The sequence below is a fragment of the Pelomonas sp. V22 genome, from assembly GCF_030014915.1.
Taxonomy (GTDB): domain Bacteria; phylum Pseudomonadota; class Gammaproteobacteria; order Burkholderiales; family Burkholderiaceae_C; genus JAUASW01.
Genome location: NZ_JAGIXS010000009.1, coordinates 1 through 23188, shown reverse-complemented (window position 1 = coordinate 23188; position 23188 = coordinate 1). Strand labels below are relative to the sequence as shown.

Annotated in this window: 23 protein-coding genes; 14 read left to right on the top strand and 9 right to left on the bottom strand. The window is 59.9% G+C overall.

The window, feature by feature from the left end; all coding sequences use genetic code 11:
• Positions 1-22 precede the first annotated feature (22 nt).
• The 5 genes from J7U46_RS22540 to J7U46_RS22520 all read right to left on the bottom strand — a co-directional run bounded on the left by J7U46_RS22540 (position 23) and on the right by J7U46_RS22520 (position 5462).
• Positions 23-916, bottom strand: coding sequence for a hypothetical protein (locus tag J7U46_RS22540; protein WP_282829502.1), 894 nt, complete (start codon positions 914-916; stop codon positions 23-25).
• Positions 909-2033 (bottom strand): hypothetical protein, encoded by a 1125-nt coding sequence (locus J7U46_RS22535; protein WP_282829501.1) that lies wholly within the window; start codon positions 2031-2033, stop codon positions 909-911. The genes J7U46_RS22540 and J7U46_RS22535 overlap by 8 nt, the downstream gene beginning before the upstream one ends.
• Positions 2034-2205: 172 nt before the next feature.
• Positions 2206-3078: a hypothetical protein gene (locus J7U46_RS22530; protein ID WP_282829500.1), complete on the bottom strand. Its 873-nt coding sequence runs from the start codon at positions 3076-3078 to the stop codon at positions 2206-2208.
• 60 nt (positions 3079-3138) lie between these two features.
• Complete coding sequence (locus J7U46_RS22525; protein ID WP_282829499.1) at positions 3139-5130, bottom strand: phage integrase family protein; 1992 nt, start codon at positions 5128-5130, stop codon at positions 3139-3141.
• A 29-nt stretch (positions 5131-5159) separates the two neighbouring features.
• The gene (locus J7U46_RS22520; protein WP_282829498.1) at positions 5160-5462 is read right to left on the bottom strand and encodes a hypothetical protein; all 303 of its coding nucleotides are present in this window, start codon (positions 5460-5462) and stop codon (positions 5160-5162) included.
• 520 nt (positions 5463-5982) lie between these two features.
• On the opposite strand from J7U46_RS22520, the gene J7U46_RS22515 reads away from it, so the two are divergent.
• Both J7U46_RS22515 and J7U46_RS22510 read left to right on the top strand, forming a co-directional pair.
• Complete coding sequence (locus J7U46_RS22515; RefSeq protein ID WP_282829496.1) at positions 5983-6288, top strand: YlcI/YnfO family protein; 306 nt, start codon at positions 5983-5985, stop codon at positions 6286-6288.
• A gap of 184 nt (positions 6289-6472) precedes the next feature.
• Positions 6473-7360: an NYN domain-containing protein gene (locus tag J7U46_RS22510; RefSeq protein ID WP_282829494.1), complete on the top strand. Its 888-nt coding sequence runs from the start codon at positions 6473-6475 to the stop codon at positions 7358-7360.
• 202 nt (positions 7361-7562) lie between these two features.
• Here the strand turns inward: J7U46_RS22510 and J7U46_RS22505 are convergent, their stop codons facing one another.
• Positions 7563-8441, bottom strand: coding sequence for a ParB/RepB/Spo0J family partition protein (locus J7U46_RS22505; protein ID WP_282829492.1), 879 nt, complete (start codon positions 8439-8441; stop codon positions 7563-7565).
• Between the two features lie 280 nt (positions 8442-8721).
• Entirely contained in the window at positions 8722-9876 is a 1155-nt protein-coding gene (locus tag J7U46_RS22500) for an AAA family ATPase (RefSeq protein WP_282829490.1), read from the bottom strand.
• 615 nt (positions 9877-10491) lie between these two features.
• Here J7U46_RS22500 and J7U46_RS22495 point away from each other — a divergent pair.
• From J7U46_RS22495 to J7U46_RS22440, 12 genes are all read left to right on the top strand, one after another.
• Positions 10492-11895: a replication initiation protein gene (locus J7U46_RS22495; RefSeq protein WP_282829489.1), complete on the top strand. Its 1404-nt coding sequence runs from the start codon at positions 10492-10494 to the stop codon at positions 11893-11895.
• A 201-nt stretch (positions 11896-12096) separates the two neighbouring features.
• Positions 12097-13092, top strand: coding sequence for a tyrosine-type recombinase/integrase (locus J7U46_RS22490; protein WP_282829488.1), 996 nt, complete (start codon positions 12097-12099; stop codon positions 13090-13092).
• Positions 13093-13138: 46 nt separating this feature from the next.
• Positions 13139-13576 carry a hypothetical protein gene (locus tag J7U46_RS22485; protein WP_282829487.1) on the top strand — a complete coding sequence of 146 codons (438 nt, stop codon included), beginning with the start codon at positions 13139-13141 and terminating at the stop codon, positions 13574-13576.
• Positions 13577-13582: 6 nt separating this feature from the next.
• Positions 13583-14383 carry an endonuclease NucS domain-containing protein gene (locus J7U46_RS22480; RefSeq protein ID WP_282829486.1) on the top strand — a complete coding sequence of 267 codons (801 nt, stop codon included), beginning with the start codon at positions 13583-13585 and terminating at the stop codon, positions 14381-14383.
• Positions 14384-14415: 32 nt separating this feature from the next.
• Positions 14416-15432, top strand: coding sequence for a hypothetical protein (locus tag J7U46_RS22475; protein WP_282829485.1), 1017 nt, complete (start codon positions 14416-14418; stop codon positions 15430-15432).
• Complete coding sequence (locus J7U46_RS22470; protein WP_282829484.1) at positions 15425-16996, top strand: hypothetical protein; 1572 nt, start codon at positions 15425-15427, stop codon at positions 16994-16996. The genes J7U46_RS22475 and J7U46_RS22470 overlap by 8 nt, the downstream gene beginning before the upstream one ends.
• 270 nt (positions 16997-17266) lie before the next feature.
• Positions 17267-17797, top strand: a complete 531-nt coding sequence (locus tag J7U46_RS22465) for a hypothetical protein (protein ID WP_282829483.1) — start codon at positions 17267-17269, stop codon at positions 17795-17797.
• Positions 17798-18073: 276 nt separating this feature from the next.
• Positions 18074-18526 (top strand): translesion error-prone DNA polymerase V autoproteolytic subunit, encoded by a 453-nt coding sequence (gene umuD, locus J7U46_RS22460; protein WP_282829482.1) that lies wholly within the window; start codon positions 18074-18076, stop codon positions 18524-18526.
• A gap of 16 nt (positions 18527-18542) precedes the next feature.
• Positions 18543-19871: a Y-family DNA polymerase gene (locus J7U46_RS22455; protein WP_282829481.1), complete on the top strand. Its 1329-nt coding sequence runs from the start codon at positions 18543-18545 to the stop codon at positions 19869-19871.
• Positions 19872-19911: 40 nt separating this feature from the next.
• Positions 19912-20121, top strand: coding sequence for a hypothetical protein (locus J7U46_RS22450; protein ID WP_282829480.1), 210 nt, complete (start codon positions 19912-19914; stop codon positions 20119-20121).
• The gene (locus tag J7U46_RS22445) at positions 20118-20783 is read left to right on the top strand and encodes a hypothetical protein (protein WP_282829479.1); all 666 of its coding nucleotides are present in this window, start codon (positions 20118-20120) and stop codon (positions 20781-20783) included. Before J7U46_RS22450 ends, J7U46_RS22445 begins: the two co-directional genes overlap by 4 nt.
• Positions 20784-20818: 35 nt before the next feature.
• Positions 20819-21577 (top strand): SOS response-associated peptidase family protein, encoded by a 759-nt coding sequence (locus J7U46_RS22440; RefSeq protein WP_282829477.1) that lies wholly within the window; start codon positions 20819-20821, stop codon positions 21575-21577.
• Positions 21578-22077: 500 nt separating this feature from the next.
• Here the strand turns inward: J7U46_RS22440 and J7U46_RS22435 are convergent, their stop codons facing one another.
• Both J7U46_RS22435 and J7U46_RS22430 read right to left on the bottom strand, forming a co-directional pair.
• A complete protein-coding gene (locus J7U46_RS22435; protein ID WP_282829476.1) occupies positions 22078-22371 on the bottom strand; it encodes a hypothetical protein in 294 nt (97 codons plus the stop codon).
• On the bottom strand, positions 22368-22886 hold the full coding sequence (locus J7U46_RS22430) for a hypothetical protein (protein ID WP_282829475.1): 519 nt from the start codon (positions 22884-22886) through the stop codon (positions 22368-22370). The genes J7U46_RS22435 and J7U46_RS22430 overlap by 4 nt, the downstream gene beginning before the upstream one ends.
• Positions 22887-23188: the final 302 nt, after the last annotated feature.

Sequence of the window (23188 nt, the reverse complement as noted above, 5' to 3'; positions counted from 1 at the left end):
GCGGGAAGTTGGACCGAAGATCCTAGCTGGATTGCTTGTTCACCTGGCGAAGGAACTCAGTCACCAGGCCACTGACGTTTCGCAACTCGAGCGCTCGCTCCTCAGGGTCTTCGATGCCATGGAACGCCGCGTATCGACCCGGGCCGTCCTTTTCGTGGCCCGGCGTGAAATCGTCGTCGCAAAACTTGGCCTCAAGGACCTGGAGCGCTTTGCGAAGCGGTGTTTCATGCTTGCCTGTGGCCAGCCTTTCGGCGAACTCCGCAGCAATGGAGTCGGGCGCACCCTTGTAGTATCGAAGCACGTGCACCAGGTCGGCGACGTCCTTGCGCTCGTAGCGGTACTCCAAGGCCAGCGCTTTTAAAGCAATGAATGCCACGGCATCGGCATGGCGAACCGTCTCGATGGTCGTTCCATCGCCGTCCGGTCGCTTGATGCGCAGTTCTTGCTCCAGGTACCAGTCGCTCGCCAGGCCGGCGTGCGGAATCCTGCATGCCGAAATATCTTCTCCGTCCAGTGGCACCAGGCCCTTTTCGTTTGGATCGTCGGTGTTGATCAAGAACTCGACGACGATGCGCTCACCGAGCACGTCGCAGGCCCATTGCCACGAACTCGGCGGCTTGCCGTTGGGTGTGTGACGTCGAAACCCTGCCTTCTTGAGCTGGTCTCGCAGCGAGCTGTAGTCCTCGCCGGCGGCGAGGACTGCTACATCGAGGACGACGTCCACGTCGGTAGTGCCGATATGCTCGGGCACATCTGGAGGAGCTTCAGGCGCCAGGTATCTGGGCACGAGCCCGCCGATCAGGCGCAGCGTCGGCTTCAGGGTGCCAAAGGCTTCCAGCAAGAGCACCAGTGCGGTCTCGCAGGCCAGCGTCTTTTCCTTCTTGTACGCCTCGGCAGTGGGGTGCTTTTCAGTCATGGTCTCTCTCTTCCAGCTTGAAGATTTGGCTGCGGTACTCGCGGGCCAGTTCCTTGTTTCGGCCCACGCCGTCGAGCAAGTCCAGGTACTGGATGAAGGGACTGGCAAAGCGTGATTTGGGACGCTCTGCTTGTTCGTCGAGGAACTGCAGTGAAGTCCCTGTGCGCTCGACAAAGGTGATGTTCGAGCCTTTGTCCGCGGGCTCGAGGGCCATCCCTTCGGCCCAGGGCAGCGACAGCCCGGGCGGCACGATGACCAGGACCCGGTCGACGGCGGTCAGATGGGGGACCCGGGCATTAGCGGCGGCTGTGCCTGAGATCGCCCAGCCTTGGCGGTTCTCCAGCTTTTCGAGCATGCGATCGACGATCCCCCCCCGTCCGCCGGCGTAGGTGTACCAGCGCGTCCGCGGCTCGGACCGCGCACGGCGCATCCATTCGTCGCCCCAGGCATCGAGCAGGCCTGCTGGATTCTTGAGTCGACGTCGTTGTGAGGGCCCCGTTCCGGTCGCCTCGACCCATTCATGTTTCTCAAGCTCTTGCAGAGTCTTGGATACCGTGAAGGCCGACGTCTCAGCCAGGTTTGCCAGTTCATTCCCGGCCAGCCAAGCACGCGCACCGGCCCGATGCCAATGCATGAGTAGCGCATGGACTACTTGCTCGCGGGCGCCGGTAAAGACGCTGCCGATTTTTCGATCTAGGGCCCGTTTGGATGGGCGCTCGATATCGATGAGCCAGGTTCCGAATCGAAAGAACAGCGTGCCTGACGAGGCCTCGAAATAATTGACCCCGCACTCCCGCAGCACGTCCCTCGCCGTGCCCGTGAGGTAGTTCGCAACGACGACGGGGGCCGCGGGTGGCCTATCGTGCGTCCCTTGAGCGTTGAATGCTTTTAAGAACTCGACCAAGCGACGGGCATCGCGCGGATAGGTGGCGTCCTCGGCTTCGACCGCAATGGGAACGATGTCCGGATGGTTGGGCATCCTGACGCGCAGGAGCGCATCCAGCCGCTGGCGATCGTCAAACGCCACCTCGTCCTTTTGGTCGATGAGTTCGCTTCCAGTGGCCGCCTGCAGGGCGGCCAGAAAGTCCTGCACCAACACTTGCTCAGCTTCGCGCATGACTACATATTAGCTGTACAGCTAATATTTGTCAATTGACTAAGTTAGTCGGTTGGCCAATGTTAGCTGAACAGCAAATGTTCACCTCCTACCTAACAAGCAGTGATTGCCAACCCAAAGCTGCAAACAGCAGCTCCAACCTAAGCTCTGCTGGCTATCTGCGATCGACACGCTACACCGGCGCAGCTTCCGGCGCAGAAAGATAGCCCCGCTCCAAGCCGATCTTGTTGAGAGCCTCCCCCCAGGCATGGCTGTAGAGGAACATCGACCAGCAGACTTCGACAAACTCCGCGCCTGTAAAGACAACGCGCTCGCCGAGATTGAAGGCCTTGCTCTGCTCTTCGACCTTGAACAACACCTGCGCCTCTTTCTCGAGGGCTCGGCCAAGCACCAGCGGGAATTCGCCATCCTCGGTGCGAAGGACCACCGCCATCCGTCGCCAGCTAACCACCAATGCATCGCCGCAGGTGAGGTCGCGTTCCGACACGATGCCGCGTCGGTGGACCAGGCAGTTCCTGGCCACAGTGACGGACAACACGTGCTCGTTCAGGGCGGCGTCGACGCTGGCATCAAAGCTCCTTAGCAGCGCCTCCAGCTTGTCAGGGAATCCCAGGCGATGGAACTTCTTCGCCGCGAAGTCCATCTCCTGGATCCAGCTGGCGCCCGTGAGCGCTTCGCCCTTCTTTTCCCGGTCCCCCAAGGACCACAGTGCCAGCACTTGGCGAACCGATTCCAGAAAGGTGCCGACAGATTCGATGGCGTCCCTGAAGCCATTGCCATAGACCCAATCTTCGTAGTCCGCACGGGCCTGATTGCTTGAGTTCCATGGGCGCGCGTTTCCGAATCGGTACTGCATGGATTCTGAGCGAATGGCCAGCGCATCGTCGTCCAACGTCACGGGTGATTGGATGCCAACAGCAACCAGGTTCGTGATGCGCTGAATGTCCCGGTGCAAGGTACCTAGCACCGCATCCATGTTCACGTTGACCAGCACTTCTGTTTGCTCTGATGCGTCTTGATCGGCTAGTTCTGATTCTGCTGCCATGCAGGCCCTCAACGTATGCGTTAGATGGTTGGATCGTAGCGACACCACTAGCGAACCGCTTTACCCAAACACCCTCTCCACATCACGCCGGCGCCGCCTGGCCTCCGACCGGTCGTAGATCGCGGTTGTCGCATCGCTTGCATGCCCCAGGTTCTGCCGCAAGATCCCTCGATCACCGCCGGCCTCGACGAACTTACGCCCGTGCGTGTGCCGCAGCCAGTGCGGCGACGCCTTGCGGATACGGGCCGCAGCTGCGGGGTCAGTTGAATCGACCTCATCGGCGCAAGCCTGCAAAGCGTCCTTCATGAGTTCGTAGACCCGTGCCGGCGACATCGGCCGCCGGGGATCTTCAAGGGCTGATAGCAGTGGCATCTCTGCATCGACATCGTCAATGCTCTGCCCTTCTTCCAACGCGCCCTTCCAGACCAGATGCTCAAACACCTGCTGCGCCAGGCGTTTTGTCAGCGGCACTTCTCGCTGCTTGCCGCCCTTCCCTTCAACCAGCATCCCCCACGCCAGCTCGCCCTCGTCATCCGTGTCCTGGCGCAGCCAGGACACCTTGGCATTGGCCAGCTCCGCCTCGCGCATGCCAGTCCCCAGCGCCAGGCGGAACATGAAGAGCAAGCGCACGTTTGCCCCCGTCTGTGGCCGCTCCTCGAGCCAGGACTTGACCAGGTCCCATTGCTTGTCCGACAGCGACCGCAGCTCCTGCATCGGCAACGCAAGGCTCGGCGCAGGGACCATGTCCCAAGGGTTGCTGTCCAGATAGCGAACCTTGACGAGCCAGGTGCAGAGCGACGCAACGATCACTTCCGCCGACTTGCGAGACCTGGCACTCAACGGCCCTTCGAAGGGTCGCCACTGATCGCTCCATCGCTGTGCTGACTTCGCCCCGATCCACATCGGCCCCGGGTTCGATAAAAACCTGCGGTACTCGGTGCAGTCTGTGTGGTCGAGGTCACTGAGGGCTTTGCGGCGCTCAAAGAGTGCCCACAGGAGGAATCGCTCCGCCTCCTTTCGGTAGGCCCGGAAAGTGTGAGCGTTGCCAGTGTCACCAACAGGTCGCCGAAGCTCCAGCCATTCGTTCACCGCCTGGTGGTCGTTGCGCGCCTTGGCCTTGCAGCGATCCGCTGGCGCTCTGTTCGACCCCTGCTCTCCCGATAGCGCGTAGGGCACCTGCAGCCGCTCGATTGGGACGACCCCGATGGCCGACTCGGGAGACATGACCAAGGCGGGCAGCTGGGCCCGCGGCACCAGGGCAACGACGGGAACCATGCCGAGGGTGGCTTCGTGCTGCTGCAGCCAACGCACCAGGCGCCCTGCCCTCTCCTCACCAATGCGTGGGACCTTGCGGTACCAACGATAGCCGTGAGTGCGCACGTAGTAGCTCAGGTCGAGCAAGCGTGAGATGCCGACTGCTTGTAGTCGTTTGGCCATCTCCGCGTCGAGCCATGCTTCGACCTGGTCCGCAGGTTCAGGCGAGCTGGCAGCCAGGACCTCGAGGCGCTTGAGCGCTTCGAGCTGGCGCTGAATCAGTCGGCCGCGGCGCTTCAGGGCGCGGTTTTCGGGCGTGTCTCGTCGGCGAGTTGGAGCACCGTCCTGGGGTGCGACCGTCGTAGACGGCACCTTGCCGAACTGCTCTTCCCAAAGCTCGATGAGCTCGGCCTGGCTATAGAAATCAGGATCCTCGAGCGTCTCGGCGAACTGTTCGAGAGTCGGCACCGGCGATGACTTCACTGCCGGATGTACTGACTTCATTGCATTCGGCAATGAAGTCAGTTCGTTTTGCGATGACTTGATGCGGCCAGGATCTCGGCGCAGCAGCGCTGCCACCTGCGGGTCCCCGTGGCGCTTGGCCACCGAGACGAGCACATCCAGCAGCGTGCGCGTCGTCGAGCGGATGCGGCGCAGATCCGCCGGGCCGCGTGCCAGCATGTACCTGTCCCACGCCTCGTGAATTTCGATGCCCTGCAGCCAGGCCGTCAGAAAGCGAAAGTCCGCCGCCGCCAGCCGGGGGCTGGCACCGGGTTGGACATGCGAGCGTGTGACCATCGTCGAGACCCCCCGGTCGATGAAGGGGGTCAGTCGTTGCCGACGACCGCCGGTGTCGCCACGAGCTCGATGAAGGTGTGGGACACGCCCCGCTGCACGCACTTGGCTTGTAGCCGGTGCCCTGCTTCCGCGTCCTCCTCATCCCAGCTGAGCGTGGCGATCAGCTGCTCGTTGCTGTCCTCTTCCATCTTGAACGTGTAGCTGCGCCGCGCATGCGCGCCCTGCCATTGCTCGAGTGCGTTGACCGCGTCGGTGCTGGCGCTTTCGCGCGCCATCACGACGGCGATGCCCTCGCCGCGGGTGAATTGGTAGCGAGCGGACTGAATGGCCACGGTGTCCCCTTCTGGCGGCGTGTGTCGAATTGCCTTGTGCGACAAGGCCTTAGGTCGCCTCGATTTCAAAAAGGCCGAGATGACGAATAAAAGTGTACACCGTGATAATAATAGTTATCACGGTATGCTTTTGATGGTGCGAGTTTAATCGTCCCTACTGGGGACGACAGCTCCAGTTGCTGGCCAGCCACCGCCTGCCCTACTAGGGCAGACAGCCATCCAGGCCTCCTCACAACTCAAATTGCCGGCGTTTCTGGCGTCTGCCCTAGTAGGGCAGACGCTCCTTCGAGCACGTTTTTTAAGGCCGAAGGCGTCGGGATCCACCACCGTCCCTACTAGGGACGCAGCCAACTACTCATGGGCCCACTTGGTGACCAGGCCGCTGGCCCGCCACCGCCTGCCCTAGTAGGGTCAAAGCATCTTTCAGGACGTTTTAAGGCCGCATGCCTCACGCAGCGCCGCCCTCGCCAGGAGTTCACTTGGCTTTGATGTCGCAACTCATCTGAAAGACAATCTTCGTATGAAGACCCCCCTCATCCCGCAGGTGCGGATCGAGCCCCAGCTCCGCGCCGACCTCGAAGCCGTCCTGCGCGAGGGTGAGACCCTGTCCGAATTCGTCGAGTCTGCGGTACGCGGTGCGGTGGAGCTCCGCCTCGTCCAGAGCGCGTTCGCAGCCAGGGCCGATGAAGCCTGGGAGCGCTTCCAGCGCACCGGCGGCGGCAGGCCGGCTGAAGACGTCATCGCCGACATGCGGGTCCGCCTGGAGACCCGGCGTATGGAACTTCAGGGCAAGCACAACCCGGCCGAGGGAAGAGCGCCGAGCTGAGGTTCGTCAACGGTGCTCAAGACCCCGTCCATCGTAAAACGGGTCAAGAATGGGGCAGCCCTCAAATGCTCTAAAGCGCATGGGCACCTTTAGCTCCTGCTAAATATTTGTTGACGTCTCTGGCCGGGACGCAGACAATTACTCCACCACTCATCCCTTTCGGTGTCATTAGGTTGGCTCTCGATTGGGACGGAAAAGCCGCTCTTACGGGCGGCTTTTTCACATCCAAAAAACAATCGTGGTGGCACCCAAAGCTCCATCCAAAAGCACCGCAACTGCGACGACCGCGAGGAACAACGAGCCCTCGTGGTGGCATCGCTTTTGGAACAGGATCATTGGCAGGCGGGACGCCCCCAAGCCTCCTCCCAAGAGACCGGCGAAGGTCGGCGTCTACATCGACGGCTACAACCTTTACTACGGGCGCCTGCGAGGCACCCCGTTCAAGTGGCTCGACCCCGTCAAACTCATCGATGACATTCTGGTTGCGCGGGACCAGAATGAGAGTCTGGAGTGCGTCCACTTCTTCACCGCGCATGCTCTGGCCACCTTCGCTTCTCATGGCAAAGCCTCTGAGCAGGCCCAAGCCGGCTATCACCGCGCACTGATGGCAAGGCATGGGGCTCGGATGGAAATGACCTTTGGGAAACACAGCTACGACAAAGGTGGCTCCCTCCTCCCGGAGTTCATCGCTGGACAGCCTTACAACCGCCTAAAGCGAGTCCGAGTGTGGCACCTCGAGGAGAAGAAGACTGACGTGAACCTGGCCATCCGGATGTACCGCGATGCTGCTCAGGGGCGCTTCGACCGGATCATCCTGGTGTCCAACGACTCCGACGCCGAGCCGGCGCTGCAGGCGATACACGATGATTTCCCGCACATCATGATCGGTGTGGTGATGCCCATTCACCCACCGCCGCCTGGGAAGGCCGTTCACCGGCGGGCGAGCGCATCGCTCGCCAACCTGGCCACCTGGACCATCGAGCAGCTCACGGATGCACAACTGCAGGCTGCCCAGCTGCCACCTGTTGTGCCCACTAAGAAGCAGCCTGTCCGAAAGCCCGCCCACTGGTGACGACACAGAGAGAAAGCTCTAAGGCCACAGTCCCGAGGTTCCTTGAGCTTGGCCTATCTTTCATCTGACCTGGTCGTTGGCGTGAGGCTGTAAGAGCGCGATTGAGGACTTCAAATGCGAAGGGGTGGCAACCTGGTTGCCACCCCTTCGTTGAGCCAATCCACCAGCTGTCACGTCGAGTGGCAACCTGGTTGCCACTCGACTATTCCAGGACCTTTGCCAACGCTGAAAGAATCACCTCCATCCGGTCATCAGGAGCGGCTCCAGCCTCAAGCTGGATGGTCAGGCGCCCTGCCCTGTCGCGTGTCCAACTTCCAACTCGCTTGGCTCCAACCGTTATTGGTTGAGGTTCATCCTTTGCTGAAACGGCATCGGCAGCTTGCAGCGCTTGAACGACGGCACCAGGCGTCAATCGAACGGCTTGCTGCCGTAGCTTGTCGGCTCGACGTAGAACGCCTTTGCGGTCTCGGTCCAGCTCTGCAGCGATGATCTTTGCATGTCGATGTTGAATTTCAAGCGGGGTCCGGAAGCACTCAAGAATAGAAGGCGGCAGGTCAGCTACAGCTAGTACGTTGGCCACCCATGTGTGTGAGACACCAAGCGCCTCAGCTAGGCGCCGATTGGACTGATACATGCCAGCATCAAGAGCCCTCCGGTACATCGTCCCCTGTTCGAACGGCGACAAGTCCGCGCGTTCGCGGTTCTCTCGGTCCATCGCGGCAAAGAGCTCGAGGTCAGTGATCGGTGCTGTTTCAATCGTGGCAAGGACTGGAATACCCAGCTCCAGACACGCTCGATGGCGTCTATGGCCGAACACGATTTCGAACTTGCCCGGCTGGCCGACCAAGGGCCTCACGCTAATTGCCTGAACGTTGCCACCGCTCAGGGCTATGTCGGACTTCAGTCGTTCGAAGTCAGCGCGCTTGAATGCATCTGGATGCCGATTTGCCCATCCAGTTGGGACGACGTCGTTCGGGTCGAGCTTGCGTGTCTGCGGAATCTTCTCTAGCTCTCGCAGCCGGTCATTTGCACTTGCCAGCTCGCCTTCCAGGCCGAGAATCTTCGTCCGAACCTCAAGCATTTGCCCCGGCCCGGTCCGCGGCATCAGCCCAGGCGCTGCCGGAGGCAGCGTTTGGCCAGGGCCAGCTGGCGGGACAGATGGGGTTGCTGCAGGTCGAGCGGTAGAGCGACTCTGGACCGCTGGAGGAAGCTCAAGGCCTTCCGTCATTTGAAGAAGCTTAGACCTGGTGCTCATGCGTGGATCTCCTGGCAACCTGGTTGCCACTCAGCGAAAAAATCACCACAGAAGGGGAGGGTAGGGAGGCGGGCTGGCAACCGGGTTGCCACATTCAGGTCGGCGCTCATGCTGCCGCCCCACGCGACTTCCAGGCCTCTACCACCGACTCTTCGATGAGGTCGACGAACCGGTCGTACGCGTCTGCAGCGCGCTTGTAAGTCTTGGCTGAACCGTCGTACTTCTGGACGTCGTAGACCGTCGCGAATTCGGCGGCCTTGTTGCTCGTGACCGTGGTTTTCGGAATCTCAACCGGTAAGACGAATTCGCCGTAGGTTGCCTGAATCCACTGACGAACGGCGGGTGACGCCGCATCCGCCTGGTCAACTCGGCTCAGGAGGACGTGCAGAAAGTCGAACACCTTGCCTGGCCCGCCCAGCTGTTGCTGATCCAAATTCGCGCCGAGATCGGCGAGCAGCGCCCAAAACTGGGCCGAGCTGGCAAAGTCCAAGCCGCTCGGTGGAATGGGTACAACGATTCCATCGGCGGCCCACAGGCCATTGATGGTCACGTACGAAAGCGATGGTGGAGTGTCAATGATGATGATGTCGTACTCATCTCGAATCGACTCCATCCCGGCATTGAGAACATCCCAGAACTTTGCCGATGGATCACGGATCTGCATGGAGGGCAGGGCGAATTCAGCACTGAACAAGAAGGGCGCTGCAGCCACCAGATCGATGCCATCCCAGTAGGTGCTCCGAATTGCAGGAGTGACGTCCGTCGTTTGCCCATGGCATAGCGGCGAGACCGTCATGTCCTCCGTCACGTCGGTTTCAGGCAGAACGCCATGGAGCGTCGTAAGAGAACCCTGGGGGTCAATGTCGATGGCCAGCACCCGATGCCCCCTCAGACTCAGACCCTGAGCAAGAATCATCGCGCTCGTTGTCTTGCTGACGCCGCCCTTGAAGTTCGCCACCGCTATGCAGAGCGCCTTTTGACCTGGCGGACGCATCTTCTCGGCTCGGTACGTCTGCGTCCATTGCCGGGCCTCCGCGAGCGTGAACTCACGCTTGCCGCCAGAAGGCGTCAGCTTCCCGGACGGGAGATCGCCTTTTGTGAGTCGGTAATTTACGTGCGCCTTGTCGACGCCGCACAGCGCAGCAAGCTGTGCCGTCGAGAATTCAGGAGCGACTTTGCGGGACTCTGGGGCCAGCAGCCGCTGGCGAATCTGGGCAACCATTCCCTCGGCTCGAGCCCCCAAGTCGGCGATCCGGCGCATATCAATCACTGGACGCGCAGCCGCGGATACTTCTTGGCCAGTGGCAACCTGGTTGCCAGCGTTGCCACGTTCTTGATCTACTATCCTGGTGTCTGCCACTTGTTGACCTCTCTACGGTTTTCAGCAAGTGTACCGAGAACCGTCGAATCACCGAAATATGAAGATCGACGGCGTTTGCAAAGTGGAGAAGATTTGGGGAACCTCGCGAGCTACCAGGGTGCAACGGGCAGAAATTGTGAGAGTTTTTGGGGACTCAGACGCAAGCGTAAGTGATATCTCCAGCACTTTCGGTGCATTCAGAGCTCCAAAGCATGCAGATCCCCATATCCACTCCGCGACTTCCCCAAAAGTTCTCCACTTCAAGCGATTGGGTTCCCATATCCACTCCGCAAGTTCCCCAAAAGTTCTCCGCGAGAGTCCCATATCCACTCAGAGAGCAATAGGTAAGTTGTTGTTTTGTAAAGAAGTTCTTGCCCACCAACTCTTCAAGTTCTCAAGTGTATTTATTCAAATTCACAAGGCGACCACTCCGTGGCCGCCTCCGCTAATGTGAATTGACAGTTTCACAACAACCACTGAAGATGGAGTGTCAGCAACTGACAAACAGCAACCTCTGTGACTGATCCCGACAAGCCTCCAGAGACATTGCCGGACGTACGTCGGACAACTCGACCGCAAGCCCAGCCTCGCGACGAAGACCAATCTGTCGTCAAAGCAAACGAAGCCATCGCGATTCGACCGAAGCGCGGCAAGCTGACACTCCTGAGCCGGCGCATCTTCAATGTCCTCTTGTTCCACGCTCAGCAGCAGGGGGTAGACAAACCGCGCTACAGCATCCTGCTCAGCGAACTGATCGATGACGCGCGCTTCAACAGCAACAACACCGAGTTGCTGAAAAGCCATCTGCGAGACATGCAGGCCACGACCATCGAATGGCAATCTACTGAGAGCAATGGTGAGAAGAAGTGGTCGTCGAGATCGCTGCTTGGAGCTGTTGACATCACAGATCGCGGCCGAGGCCAAGCCTGCTCGATCACATGGCAGTACGACGATGCGATCCGTGAGCGGTTGGTGAGGCCGTCGCGCCTATACACCCGCGTTCTGCTTGAAATCAGTTCACAGATGCGGAGCTATGCAGCCGCAGTCTTGTACGAACTCGGGGCGCGCTACCTCACATCACCTGGTCGGCTCACCATGCGAGAGGATGTGATCTGGTGGGCCTCTGTGCTCACTGGTCGAAGCGACATTAGCTCGGTCGACTATCGGATCCTGCACCGGGACACCATCAAGAAAGCTCTGATTGAACTCGATACGCTCTGCGACGAATTCAGTCTTGAGGTGGTCGAACACAAGCGCAGCCGCAAGGTCGAGGAATTGCAGTTTCGAGTGGTTCCCAAACCGCAGGCAGCACTCGAGGGGCTGGGTCAAGCCATGGCCAAGAATGTCTTTGACCTCCAACTTGTTGAGCGGATTGTTGGCCTCGGATTTAAGCGGCCGGACGCGCAGGATCTGTATGCAGTGACAGACGAGGGGGCTCTTCGAGCCGCTGTTGAGCATGTTGAAGAGCGGATGAAGAGCACTTCACTTCCGCCGCTGAAATCGCCGGCGGCATATCTTCGAGACGCACTCAAGAAACGTTACGCGGGCGATCACGACCAAAGTGAAGGATCCGCACAAGCCGCAGCAGCTGCTCCGCGTATTGCAACCCAGCCGAAGTCACAGTCACTAGGAGAGAAGCTGCAGCAACTGAGGGAAGAGTGGCACCACCAAAAAGCGCTGGATGCAAAGTCTCGATACGCTGAGATGGACGACCTGGATCGGCGAATTTTCACGGGGCGATTCGAAACGGAGCGACTGCCTGAGCTTGCAACGCCAATCGCCAAAGCATGGCGGCGGGACGGAATCGATAGCCGTGTAGCGGCAAGCAGCTTCTACAAATGGATGGCCGGGCAACTCTGGCCAAACGAGGTCACTGACAAGGAGCTGTTGGAATTCGCGATGACGAGGGCTGTCGAGTGACCGACTCGTCGAGGCCCGCGGACTTCCCAAAGTAATGGGCCGTGCCCAAGTTACCCACAAAGGGGGCGGAAGCGCCCAACAAATGAACTAACGGCCAAGCATTGTTTTGTCAACTTTCTGCGAAGCCTATAGGTGAAGGAAGCCGCCCAAGGGTCCAGCAGAGGCCTAGAATAAACAGCTCTTGGCGTTAGTTCATTTTCAATGACGAACCTCGATCTCTTCGACACGCCCATCCAGTCGAACCCGTCCAGCTTCGACGAGGCCTGGACTCAATGGCTCGATGGCGAGCGAAGAGCAGGGCGCCTGCAGCTGGATTCATCGGTTGCGGTCTACGAATCCATGTGGTCAGCGCTCACTGCCTGGTGCGTTGGGAACGACATCGCCGTGGACAACATCAGCGTCCTCGACCTCGACCTGTTCCTGAACTCTCGAGGCGGCAACGACGACATATCCGCCAGGCACGCATGGCGCTTTCTTCGCCTGGTCGACCGAGTGCTGGCAGCACGAGCTCGATTGCACGGATCCAGGCCCAATCTCTCGGCCGCCCAGCTGCTTGAGCAGCGACCGGAGCTGCGATACGCCAACGCAGCCGAGAAAGATCCGCTGCCGACATTCTTGCCAGCCGGTGAGGCGAAGCGATTGGTCACTTACCTGTCGGCTGTGAGGCCTGGGCGTTCGTCAGCGGGGCAATCTTGGCAAGAGGTTCGCAACCGGGCATCAGTCGCACTGATGCTTGGCGCCGGCGTCACTCCAGGTGAGATCAGGGCGCTCGAGGTTGCGGACGCCATCGCGGAGGGCGGTCGGGCCAAAGGTGTTCCCTGGAAGCTCAGAGTTCGGGGGCACGCTGACGCAGCTGCGCGCGAGACGCCGATAGCCCCATGGGCCGGTCAGCTGGTCGGCTATTGGCTCGCCGTAAGAGCCGAGCAAGGAATTCCCGGCCAAGCACTGTTTCCTTCGACCAGGACCGGGAAGGTTTGGAGCAAGGTTTCCCAGTACAACGCCACCAAGGAGGTCCTGCAGGCCGCCGGCGTCGATGATGTCGACGGGGGCAGCTACCGCCTACGGCATACCTTCGCACTGCGCCAGCTGCGCCGTGGCAAGGCCCCGGGCGAGGTGGCCAGCTGGCTCGGAGTCACGGACCCTGCCGTCATGGCGAGGTACCAGAGGGTCCTGCCAGCACCTGTTGACGTCGTCTGACATTGCCCGACCGGCTCCGAGTAAAGAAATGGCTCGCAAACACACTATGCCCCCGTTCCTCGATGGCGCCACGACGCCCGAGATCTACGAGCGCTGGCTGAACCGGAAGGCTCTCGCGCACGTCAAGAGAGATCGTGGCCGAGGACACTCCACTGAGACCGCGACTCGAGCCCTCTACAAAGAAGCAATCCATGCCGCTGTGGTCCTCTCCCAAGGCCTCGACGCGTACACAGGCGAGCCTCTGGATTGGCATCTCATCAGCACCTACGACAACGATGAGTCGAAGGCAGGCCGTCACCAGTACAAGGCCCGCTTCGCAATGCTGCCTTCAGTCGATCACATCGATGCCGGTGCGACGGAAGCCAGCTTTCGCATTTGCGCGTGGCGAACCAATGACGCCAAAAACGACCTCGGCGTCGATGCCTTCATAGAGCTGTGCCGCCGTGTCGTGGCGCACGCTGACTCCAACGCAAACAACGACTAGGTAGCTATGGCACGAACAATCTACGACCGCCCAACTCGCGCACTCCTGAAGGACATGATTGCTGACTTCGGACTCCAGCCTGGCCAGGTCTTCACGACGACGCGAGCCATTCAGTGGTTCCAGGAAAAGTATCCGAAGCTCAAGCCCGGCAGCATCCGCGCCCACCTGGTGCAGGCGTCGACCAATGATCGAAGCCGACTCCACCATCCTGCGACGAACGAATCAGACGACCTCCTGTTCAAGATCGCTGCAGGGCAATTTCGACTCTTTGAGCCCGGCAAGGATCCTGCACCAATCCATGAGCTCGTTGACGGAGACGTCGCTCGACAAGATGAGCGCGGCGAAGAGGGTGATGACGATGAGGGCAACTTTTCCGGAGAGGCGCAGCCTGGTTCGACGCAATTTGCGCTGGAGCAGGACCTGCAGCGGTACCTGGCCGACAACCTGCACATCATCGAGCCCGGCCTAACCCTGTTCGAGGACGAGGACCTCAGGGGCCTCGAATACCCAGCCGGCGGAGGGCGTCGAATCGATATTCTTGCGACCGACAAGGACGGAGGTTTTGTCGTGCTGGAACTCAAGGTCGAGAAGGGCTACGACCGGGTGGTTGGACAGCTGCTCAGGTACATGAACTGGGTCCGCAAGGAACTCGCGGACCCTGGCCAGCGAGTGCGTGGAATCATTGTGTGCAGGACGATGTCCGAAGATCTGCGCCTGGCTTGCGCGAGCATTGCCGATGTGGAACTCCTCGAGTACAAGCTCTCGGTCACCGTTGAGCGAGTGCCGAAGCTTTCCTTGCAGCGGTGAGGTAGTCAAAGAATTCCGGGGAGAAAAAGAAGATGGACTTGAAGGGCAAGACAACGCCAGCCGGCTGGCTGATTGGTGACCCGGTCAGCTTTGCAGCAGATCACACCGGCGGCTACTTCAGTGACTGTTACTACGTCGAGAAGGACGGCCGCAAGGCATTTTTGAAAGCGCTCGACATCGAGAAATTCGACATCTCGCAGATCGGCTGGCTGCTTGGCGCATTCAACTACGAGGCAGAGCTAGCCCAGCTCTGCCGCGACAAACGCCTCGTCCGCATCGCACAAGTGATTGAGTACGGCAACGTTGAGCGCGATCCAAACGCGGCACCGGTGCTGAGGAATGTCCCGTTTTTGATCTTCGAGCTCGCTGATGGAGATATCCGCGAGACCGTCGACGTCAGCAAGGACGTCAGCGATCAGTGGCGGTTCCAGATCTTGCACCAAACCACGCTTGCGCTCCTGCAACTGCATAAGGAGCAGATTGCGCACCAGGACCTGAAGCCATCCAACGTGCTTCGCTTTGACGAGCGACTCAAGCTCGGCGACTTGGGCCGGTCTTCTTTGCGCGGAAAGGTTGCGCCGCACGATGGAGAGGCGATTGCTGGGGCGCTCAACTATGCACCGTTTGAACAGCGCTACGGCTATCTGCGGCCTGATTGGCTTGAGCGCCGCTTGAGTGTCGACGTCTTCCACCTGGGGTGCCTTGTTGTTTTCAATTTCACCAACATCTGCTTCCCTGACTTCGTGATCGGCAAGCTTGCCGACGTTCACAAGCCCGGCGTCTGGGGCGACTCGTACGACCAGGTGATTGACCACATCAAGGCGGCAATGATTGACGCAATGGCCGAACTATCGACGGACTTTCCTGAGCGATTCCGCGCCGACTTGACCGATATCGTGCTCGACCTTTGCCATCCAGACCCAGCTGTTCGCGGCCGCGCAGGCATTGAGAAGTCGCCGGCAGGTCCACTGTGGCTCGAGCGCTATGTAGCTAAGTTCGAGATCCTGCGAAAGAAGGCAGGCATCAGGCCGGTGGCCAAGCATGCTTGACGATCAGCGGCCCCGGCGAGTCGTCCCGCGGTGGCGCCCTTCTTGGGTCACGGCAACCACGGCCGAAGCCAAGTCAACACGACTCCCGGCCAAGCAATCCGACGACTCGACTAAGAAGGCCAACCTGGAGGTTTCGCACAAGCTCCATGAGCTCGAGGTGGTCCGGTCGGTTCCGATTGCAGCTGAGCTGATGTTCTTGGCGTCGGCTGCGGGCAATGAGGCCGCAGCCAGGCAAGCCGCAGATGTGATCCTTTCCAGTCGCGATCAGATCGGATCCAGACAGCTCGTTCGTTCGGCTCAGCAGGTCCTGCAGGGTGGCTCTGCGGAGCGGGTCGAAGCCGCGTCCAAGGACTTTGTGAAGCATGCGCGGTCGCTGCTTGCCATCGACTACCGAAACCCGGTCTTGCTGATGGACACAGCACGTGAGCTCGCTGCGATGCGTCAAGACAAGGCGGCACTTCGGTATGTTCGGGCGGCAGTAGCACTGGCGCCGAAATCCAGGTTCGTGCTTCGAGCGGCTGCACGCTACTACCTGCACATCGGTGAGTATGAGATTGCGCATGACCTCCTGCGTCGATCACCACTGATCGGGTCGGATCCATGGATGCAGGCGTCAGAAATTGCAGTTGCCACTGTGCGTGGCAAGACATCAAGTCTTGCGAAGCAGGCGATCAAGCGGCTGAGTGAAGCCAAGCAGGTCGGCGCCGAGGCGACGGAGCTCGCGAGTGCCGTTGGCACAGTTGAGTTGCTTTCAGGCTCGGACAAGAAGGCCAGGGTCCTGTTCAAGCACGCGTTGAGCCATCCGAACGACAACAGTCTTGCACAAGCCGAGTGGGCAGCGACCAAGCTCAAGCTGGTGGTCGACCACCGGGCCCTGCAGACGCCGCTGTCATATGAGGCAAATTCGCACAACGCCTATCGGCGCCAAGAGATCACCGCTGCCATCGACCACGCCGTGCTGTGGGCCAAAGACGAGCCGTTCGCCTCCCGGCCGATGGATGCGCAGTGCTATCTGCTGAGTCTCGAGGGCCGATACACGGAAGCGCTAGCTGCGGCCAAGGTTGCTCATGACCTCGACGGGGATGACATTGGTCCAGCACTGAACCTTCTGTTCGCGCAGATCCAGGCCGGCGATCTGGATGACGCTATGGAGGACTTCCTCAGAATCGGGCGTCATCCCGATTTGAAGCTGCATGCGACGCATTACCTGGCAAACGGTGGTGCACTGGCCTATGCAATGGGGCATATCGATGAAGCACGTCTGCTGTATCAGCGGGCGATCAAGTCGGCACGTGCGCGCGGTGAGCCCTATTCGGAAGCGCTGGCACGAGCATTTTTCGCACGTATTGCCACCCACGTGGGCGACCCACAAGCACACGCCATCGTGAATGAGGCTGCCGACGCAGTTCCGAGGCTGCCCAGCGCCGGAGCCATCTACGTGGTTCAAGGCCTGGTCGACGCCACCAAGCGCAAGGAACTCGAAGCCACGGCGTCCGCTCGGGTTGCGAAACGGGCCTGGCACTGGGACCAGATCACGAACACCTTGATGATGTTGGATTCGTAGCTAGGCGGGGTCATTGTTCCAGTCGGGCTACGAATCAAGATTCGATTGGCCAGGACCTACTAGATGAGCCGAGAGGAACTGCTGGCCGTGAGTGTCAACGATGCACTCGAGCGCTACCTAGAGCGCCTGGATCGACGTGAAGACTGAAGTTGCTGAAGAGGCGGTCGCCGGCTAACGTGGCAGACTCCTGTAGCTAGTTGTCTTCAACGAGATGGCCTGGCTGACGCTCCGCAAAGTGGATGTCGCCGGGCAGACTGCTGGAGATCTCTGATGCCTAACGATACGACCGCGTCGTCGGTTGAGGCCACCAACCCGTTAGAGGCGCCGCTCTGGCGCAAGCTGCTTGGGCTTCGCGTTCTTTTCGTCATCGTGACGAATGCCTCCCTTGCTCTGTTTTTTATCGGATGGTTGGATGATGCAAAGTTGCATTTGCATCCGTGGATTGAAAATGGAATCATGATCTTCGTCGGGCTATTTGCCTTGATCGGATTCCTTGGATTTACTCGATCCCTGGAAGATCTGGTCATTCACTTTTTGCCTGACGGCGGCCTCCGTCGCCTTCTTCTCAAAGGTGATCGGACGCCCGATGAGCAGGCGGCTGAGTTCGCGCGGGATGGGATGAACTTTGCGCTGCTTCCGTTCGTCGTCCCTGCAGGCCTGATCGTCATCGTTGCGGTTCTCGCACTCATCGTTGGCGGTGGCGCGTTGATTGGCGGTCTGTTCTCGGCGCTCTTTGCTGGGTGGCCAGCCTGGGCCATCGTCATCTGTATCCTGCTGGTCGCCAACCTCTACAAGAAGTAGGCCACCCTTACTCGTGGAAATCAGTCGCTAGACCTGGTCGCGGCTTCAAGCCTAGGCTTCAGCGTCCGAATCATCTTCTGCGTCATGTCGGCCAGATAGGCCGTCACTAGCTCACGGTCAGTCGCTGCGTTCAGATCGGAAAACGAGACATCAGGTACGCCGATGTAGATCTTGTCTCCTGCCCGGTCCCAGTTGAGGGAAACATGGAGGCCTGACGGCGCCAAGCCCAATCGGCAATTTTCTGGACTCCGGCCCGCGTAGGCTTAAACTGTATGTATGTACAGTATTCAGGAAATCCAGGCGAACGCACCCTCGCCCTTGGCCAGCTCGCCCAATGCTGCGACGGTAGCCGTCGCAGCGTTCTCGGTCCAGGCCGGCTTTCCCAGCCCGGCTGAGGACCATTCAGCCAAGCGCATCGACCTTAACGAGGTGCTCATCAAGCACCCGCTCGCCACGTACTTGATGAGGGTTAGTGGCGCCTCGATGCGCGAAGCCGGAATCGACGACGGTGACGTGGTTTTGGTGGACCGAGCGATCAAGCCGTCGCATGGCCATGTTGTCGTGGCCGTCGTCGACGGTGATTTCACAGTCAAGCGGCTCTGGAAGCGCGGTTCGAACATCAAGCTCAAGGCCGAGAACCCGACCTATCCAGACATAGTGCCCAAGGATGGACAGACCGTCGAAATCTGGGGCGTTGTCACCAAGTCGATCAAGTCCATGCGCGCCTGACTGGAACTGGTGAGTCATGTTTGCGCTCGTCGACGGCAACAACTTCTACTGCTCATGCGAGCGGGTGTTTCGGCCCAGCCTGGTCGGCAAACCAATCGTCGTTCTCAGCAACAACGACGGCTGCGCCATCGCTCGCAGCAACGAAGCCAAAGACCTGGGCGTCAAGATGGCTCAGCCGTGGTTCCAGATCCGGGACCTCGAGCGAACACATGGTCTGGTTGCGTTGTCTGCAAATTTCCAGCTGTATGGAGACCTGTCTGATCGGATGATGACCGCAGCTGGAAGCTTCGCTCCGCGACAAGAGATCTATTCCATCGACGAGTCGTTCCTCGACTTCACCGGCGTGAATGTGGATCTGGTGGCCACTGGCCACGAGATCCACGAGCGCGTGCTGCGCTGGACCGGCATACCGACCTGCGTCGGCTTTGGGCCGACCAAGACGCTGGCGAAGCTGGCCAATCACATCGGCAAGACCGCAGAGCGGAAGCCTGGCTCATACCCCTCGCGCTTCGCACGAGTGTGCAATTTGGGCGAGCTGGCAAAGGAGGGGTTGGACGAGCTGCTAGCGGCAACTGCGGTGGGCGAGGTTTGGGGGGTAGGGCGCCGCATCGGCGCCCAGCTGGTCGACGCCGGCGTGAAGACAGTGCTCGATCTGGCCAGGCTGGACCCGGCAACTGTGCGCAATCGTTTCTCCGTCGTGCTCGAGAAAACCGTTCGGGAGCTCCAAGGCATCCAGTGCATCGGCCTCGATGACGCGCCGGCCGCCAAGCAGCAGATCATGTGCTCGCGGTCGTTCGGAAAGCCGGTCACACGGATCGACGACCTGGTCGAAGCCGTCACTGAATTCGCATCCAGGGCGGCCGAAAAGCTGCGAGGCCAGGAGAGTGCTGCCGGCGCCCTGATGGTCTTCATCAGGACAAGTCCATTTCGCGCTCAGGACGCCCAGTACAGCAGCAGCGTCACCGTACCGTTGGCCAGGCCGACAGGCGACTCGAATCTGCTGGTGGCCTCGGCAGTGAGAGGGCTCCGAGCGATCTATCGCGAGGGCTTCCGCTATGCCAAGGCCGGCGTCATGCTGGTCGACCTGCAGCCGCAAGAGTTGGCTCAGGGCGAGCTCGATCTATTCGGTGGCCACATGGTTGGTGAAGAGCCCAAGAGGGAGGCTCGCGACCGGACCAAGTTGATGGCAGCGATGGACGCCGTCAACCAGCGATATGGTCGAGGGTCGCTGCTGGTGGGGAGTGCAGGGCTCGCGGCGGATCGGCGTGCCTGGTCGATGAAACAGGACCGGCGCACGCCGCGATACACAACATGCTGGGAAGAGATGCCGATTGCGAGGGCATGACTAGCCCAATGGCCTACCTCATTGGCGTATAGTTGGTTCCATGAGCAAGGTCACCAAGCTAGGCGCAAAGTCTTATAGCACGTCCAAAGCGGCCGTAAAGAAGGCTGCGCCAGCTCGTGCCGTCGCCGACGCTAAAAAGCGTCGCGTTCAATTCGCGAAGGTTGGCGGCTTCAAGGTCTTCGGCTCACCCATTGAGCCAGAACACAAGACTACTCGGCAGATCGCTGACGCTGTCGCTTCGCTGTTTTGAACGCAGCCGTTGCAGCCGGCGCCGCAACATCGGCGCTGCCGTTCGGACGATGCGTCTTCGTCAACGCACCGTTCGACAAGGACTACCTGCCGATCCTTCACGCAATCCTGTTTGGGATTCATGACTGTGGCTTCGTCGCGAGAATCGCAGTAGAAGACACCGGAACGAACGAGACCCGCCTGGACAAGATCGCCAGGATCATCGGAGAGTCTCGCTATTCGGTGCACGACATTTGCCGAGTCGAGATCACCGATGAAAGTCCGTTGCCAAGATTCAATATGCCTTTTGAATTCGGCTTGGCAATGGGCGCTATTCGTTATGGTTCTCAGCCTGGTCGCGATTCATTGCTCATGACAGCAGAGCTGTTCCAGGACAAGAAGACACTGAGCGACGTTGCTGGGCAGGACTCAAAAGCCCACGGCGGAGACCCGAAAAAGGCCATTGCAGCCGTTCGCTCTTTCCTGTCGGCAAAGGCTCCGTCCGGTGAGAAGACTCGGGGCGGCGATGCCATCTGGAATCGCTATCAGCTCTTCCTTGGTGACTTGCCTGTGTTGGCCGAGAAGCTCGAGGTCACTTTCGACGAAATCCAGTCATTCGACTATCTGCGCGACTGGATTAACGTCATGTCCCAATGGATCCTGAAGCGCGGAGCTAGGCGCTAAGTTCGGGCCCAGGTCGCATGTGCAACCTGTACGAAATGTCCCTCGACCGTGAGGTCAAGCTGCATCTCGGTCGCGTCCGGCTTCCGGAGTACCTGCCAAGGCACGTCGGTCCCTTCGATACCGGCCTTTTCATCCGCTCGAGCTCATCAGGCGACCTCGAGGGCGTCCTCGGCCAGTGGGGAATGATCCGACCTGGTCAGCCAGGTCGGATCGAGTACCGAGAAGTCCCTTCCAAGAAGCCCGGTGGCGCGCCACTGAAGACGCCGATGCTCAAGAACAACGCGCGCATTGAGACCGTCAACAAGTCACCGGCGTTCCGCGACGCCTGGAAGCAAGGTCGTCGCTGCCTGATCCCTGCCACCTGGCTTCAAGAGCCAAACTGGGAGACCGGCAGGTGCATCTGGTGGCGCCTGAAGCGTGCCGATGGATTGCCCTGGATGATCGCCGGCCTCTGGTCAGAATGGACCGACCACGAGACCGGCGAGGTGGTGCCGAACTTTGCGATGTTGACGTTCAATGTCAACAGCCACCCACTCCTAAATCGGCTTCACAAGCCCGAGGTGGACAAGGTCACCAAGAAGCCGCTGCCGCTCGAGCTCCAGGACAAGCGAGCCGAAGCCCACATCGCGCGGGCCGACATCGAGGCCTGGCTCCACGGCGACGAGGAAACTGCTCGAAGGCTGCTCGTGGCACCCGCAGACACTTTCTACGACCACGGTGACGCGCGAAGGACCGACGAGGCCTTGGCAACTCTTGCGAGCGACCGGAACGCTGGCCAACAGAAGCTGATTTAGCGAAGGCCAGCAGCTAGGCCGGTTGGGCAAAGTGATGACTTTCAGGATGACATGGTCTCAATGTGAGAACGTTGACCTCGACGACATCACTTTGCCTTCTTGACCCCCAAAACCGCCACTTTTCGGGCCGTTTTGGCCGAATTCGCTGCACATCAGATATCCGATTCGCTGCGCGCCACCTTTGTGTTAGTTCTTCGGCGGCCAAAGCGGATGAGCTACAGGACGTCATTTGCCTAAAAATGTGGCTAACGTGATGAGTTACAGGACGCTTGCGGCCGAAAAACTCATGTGTTTTGGCCTTACGCATGAGATTTACCCACCAAGTCCAAATTTACAACCGCGAATTGGCGAGATATCTGAAACACCATCGCTGCTGCACGGAGCAACTGCCGGAGCCGATACGTAATCCCCAGCTCGCGGGCAACATGGTCCCTCCGGTTGCTCCCCGCTTGCTTGATCCCTCCTAAGCCGCCGGCGAGTGAGGGGCTCGGCCTCATGGACTAACGCTGAAGCGCCTTCCGCACGCGCTCCCGCGCTTCAGCCCAGCTTGGGTACTTGGGCCCAGGGTTGTTCTCCATCATGGCCGTGTACTCGGCCTCAAAGAACGCACTCAGCTTTTCCTTCCAGATGTCGTCCGTGCATTGGGGGGCGTACCCGCAAAAGCGCATCCGATAAATACTTTCGTCGCATCCCCAGGCTTCACAGGCCACAGCAGGGATGACTGAGCTCAGGAAGGCGACCGGAATCTTCCGCTCACCCGCCTCGTCGCTCTTGATGATGTCCTTGCCGATCATCCATTGTGTAGCCACGTCTGGTCTGACAGACATGTCACGAGGTTTCGATCTCGTTGGTTCACGATGTCGGAGCAGAAGGCTTGAAGCCCCTCAAAGGCCGCGGCAGCCTTGGGTGCGTTCGCGCGCATCGCGTCCGGAGATTCGATCCACTGATGCTTGGACTTTGGCTTGGGGAACATCAAGCACCGCTGCAGGTACAGCTTTGCCATCTCGATCTCACCCGGATCATTCGAGCTCGTGGCCTTGTGTGCAAGGGCGCGCAGCGTTCCCTTGTGCTCGAGATAGTCGGTGTAAGCGGAGGCGCTGAAGGCGGGACCGCTGGCCGCTGCAGCGAAAGCCGGGGCTGTGACCGGGGTTGAAGCCGTGGCCCCGCTGCCGGCCGCCAGGAGGCTAGGCATCCTTGGCTCGGAGTCGTTCTGGGAAGGTTCCGAAGCTTGAGTGAGCGGCCACAGAACATAGGCGGCCATTGCTGCAATGAGCGAAACCACTGCGATCAGGATTGACAGCTTTTTCATTGAGTCCTTGCCGCACTGACTGCGGGCTAGCGATGAATATTCAGATGACCGCAATACCTCTGAGCCGCCGCGCTCCTCACGGAGCTCGTGCATATTTCGGGCGCATACGGGCAGACGTTGCAGTTGACGCTGAACATGAGTTTCGGCGACGTATGTGGCCTAGACCTGTGACGACAGCTTCAGGCTGAGAGCCGTCGGTCAACCCTTCTTTGCCCAATGGCCGCCCCCAGGATCGGTCCTTTACCCCAACCGGTGGAACCGGTGATGTTAGAAGTCGGACGGAGCAGGACGCGGCGTTCCAG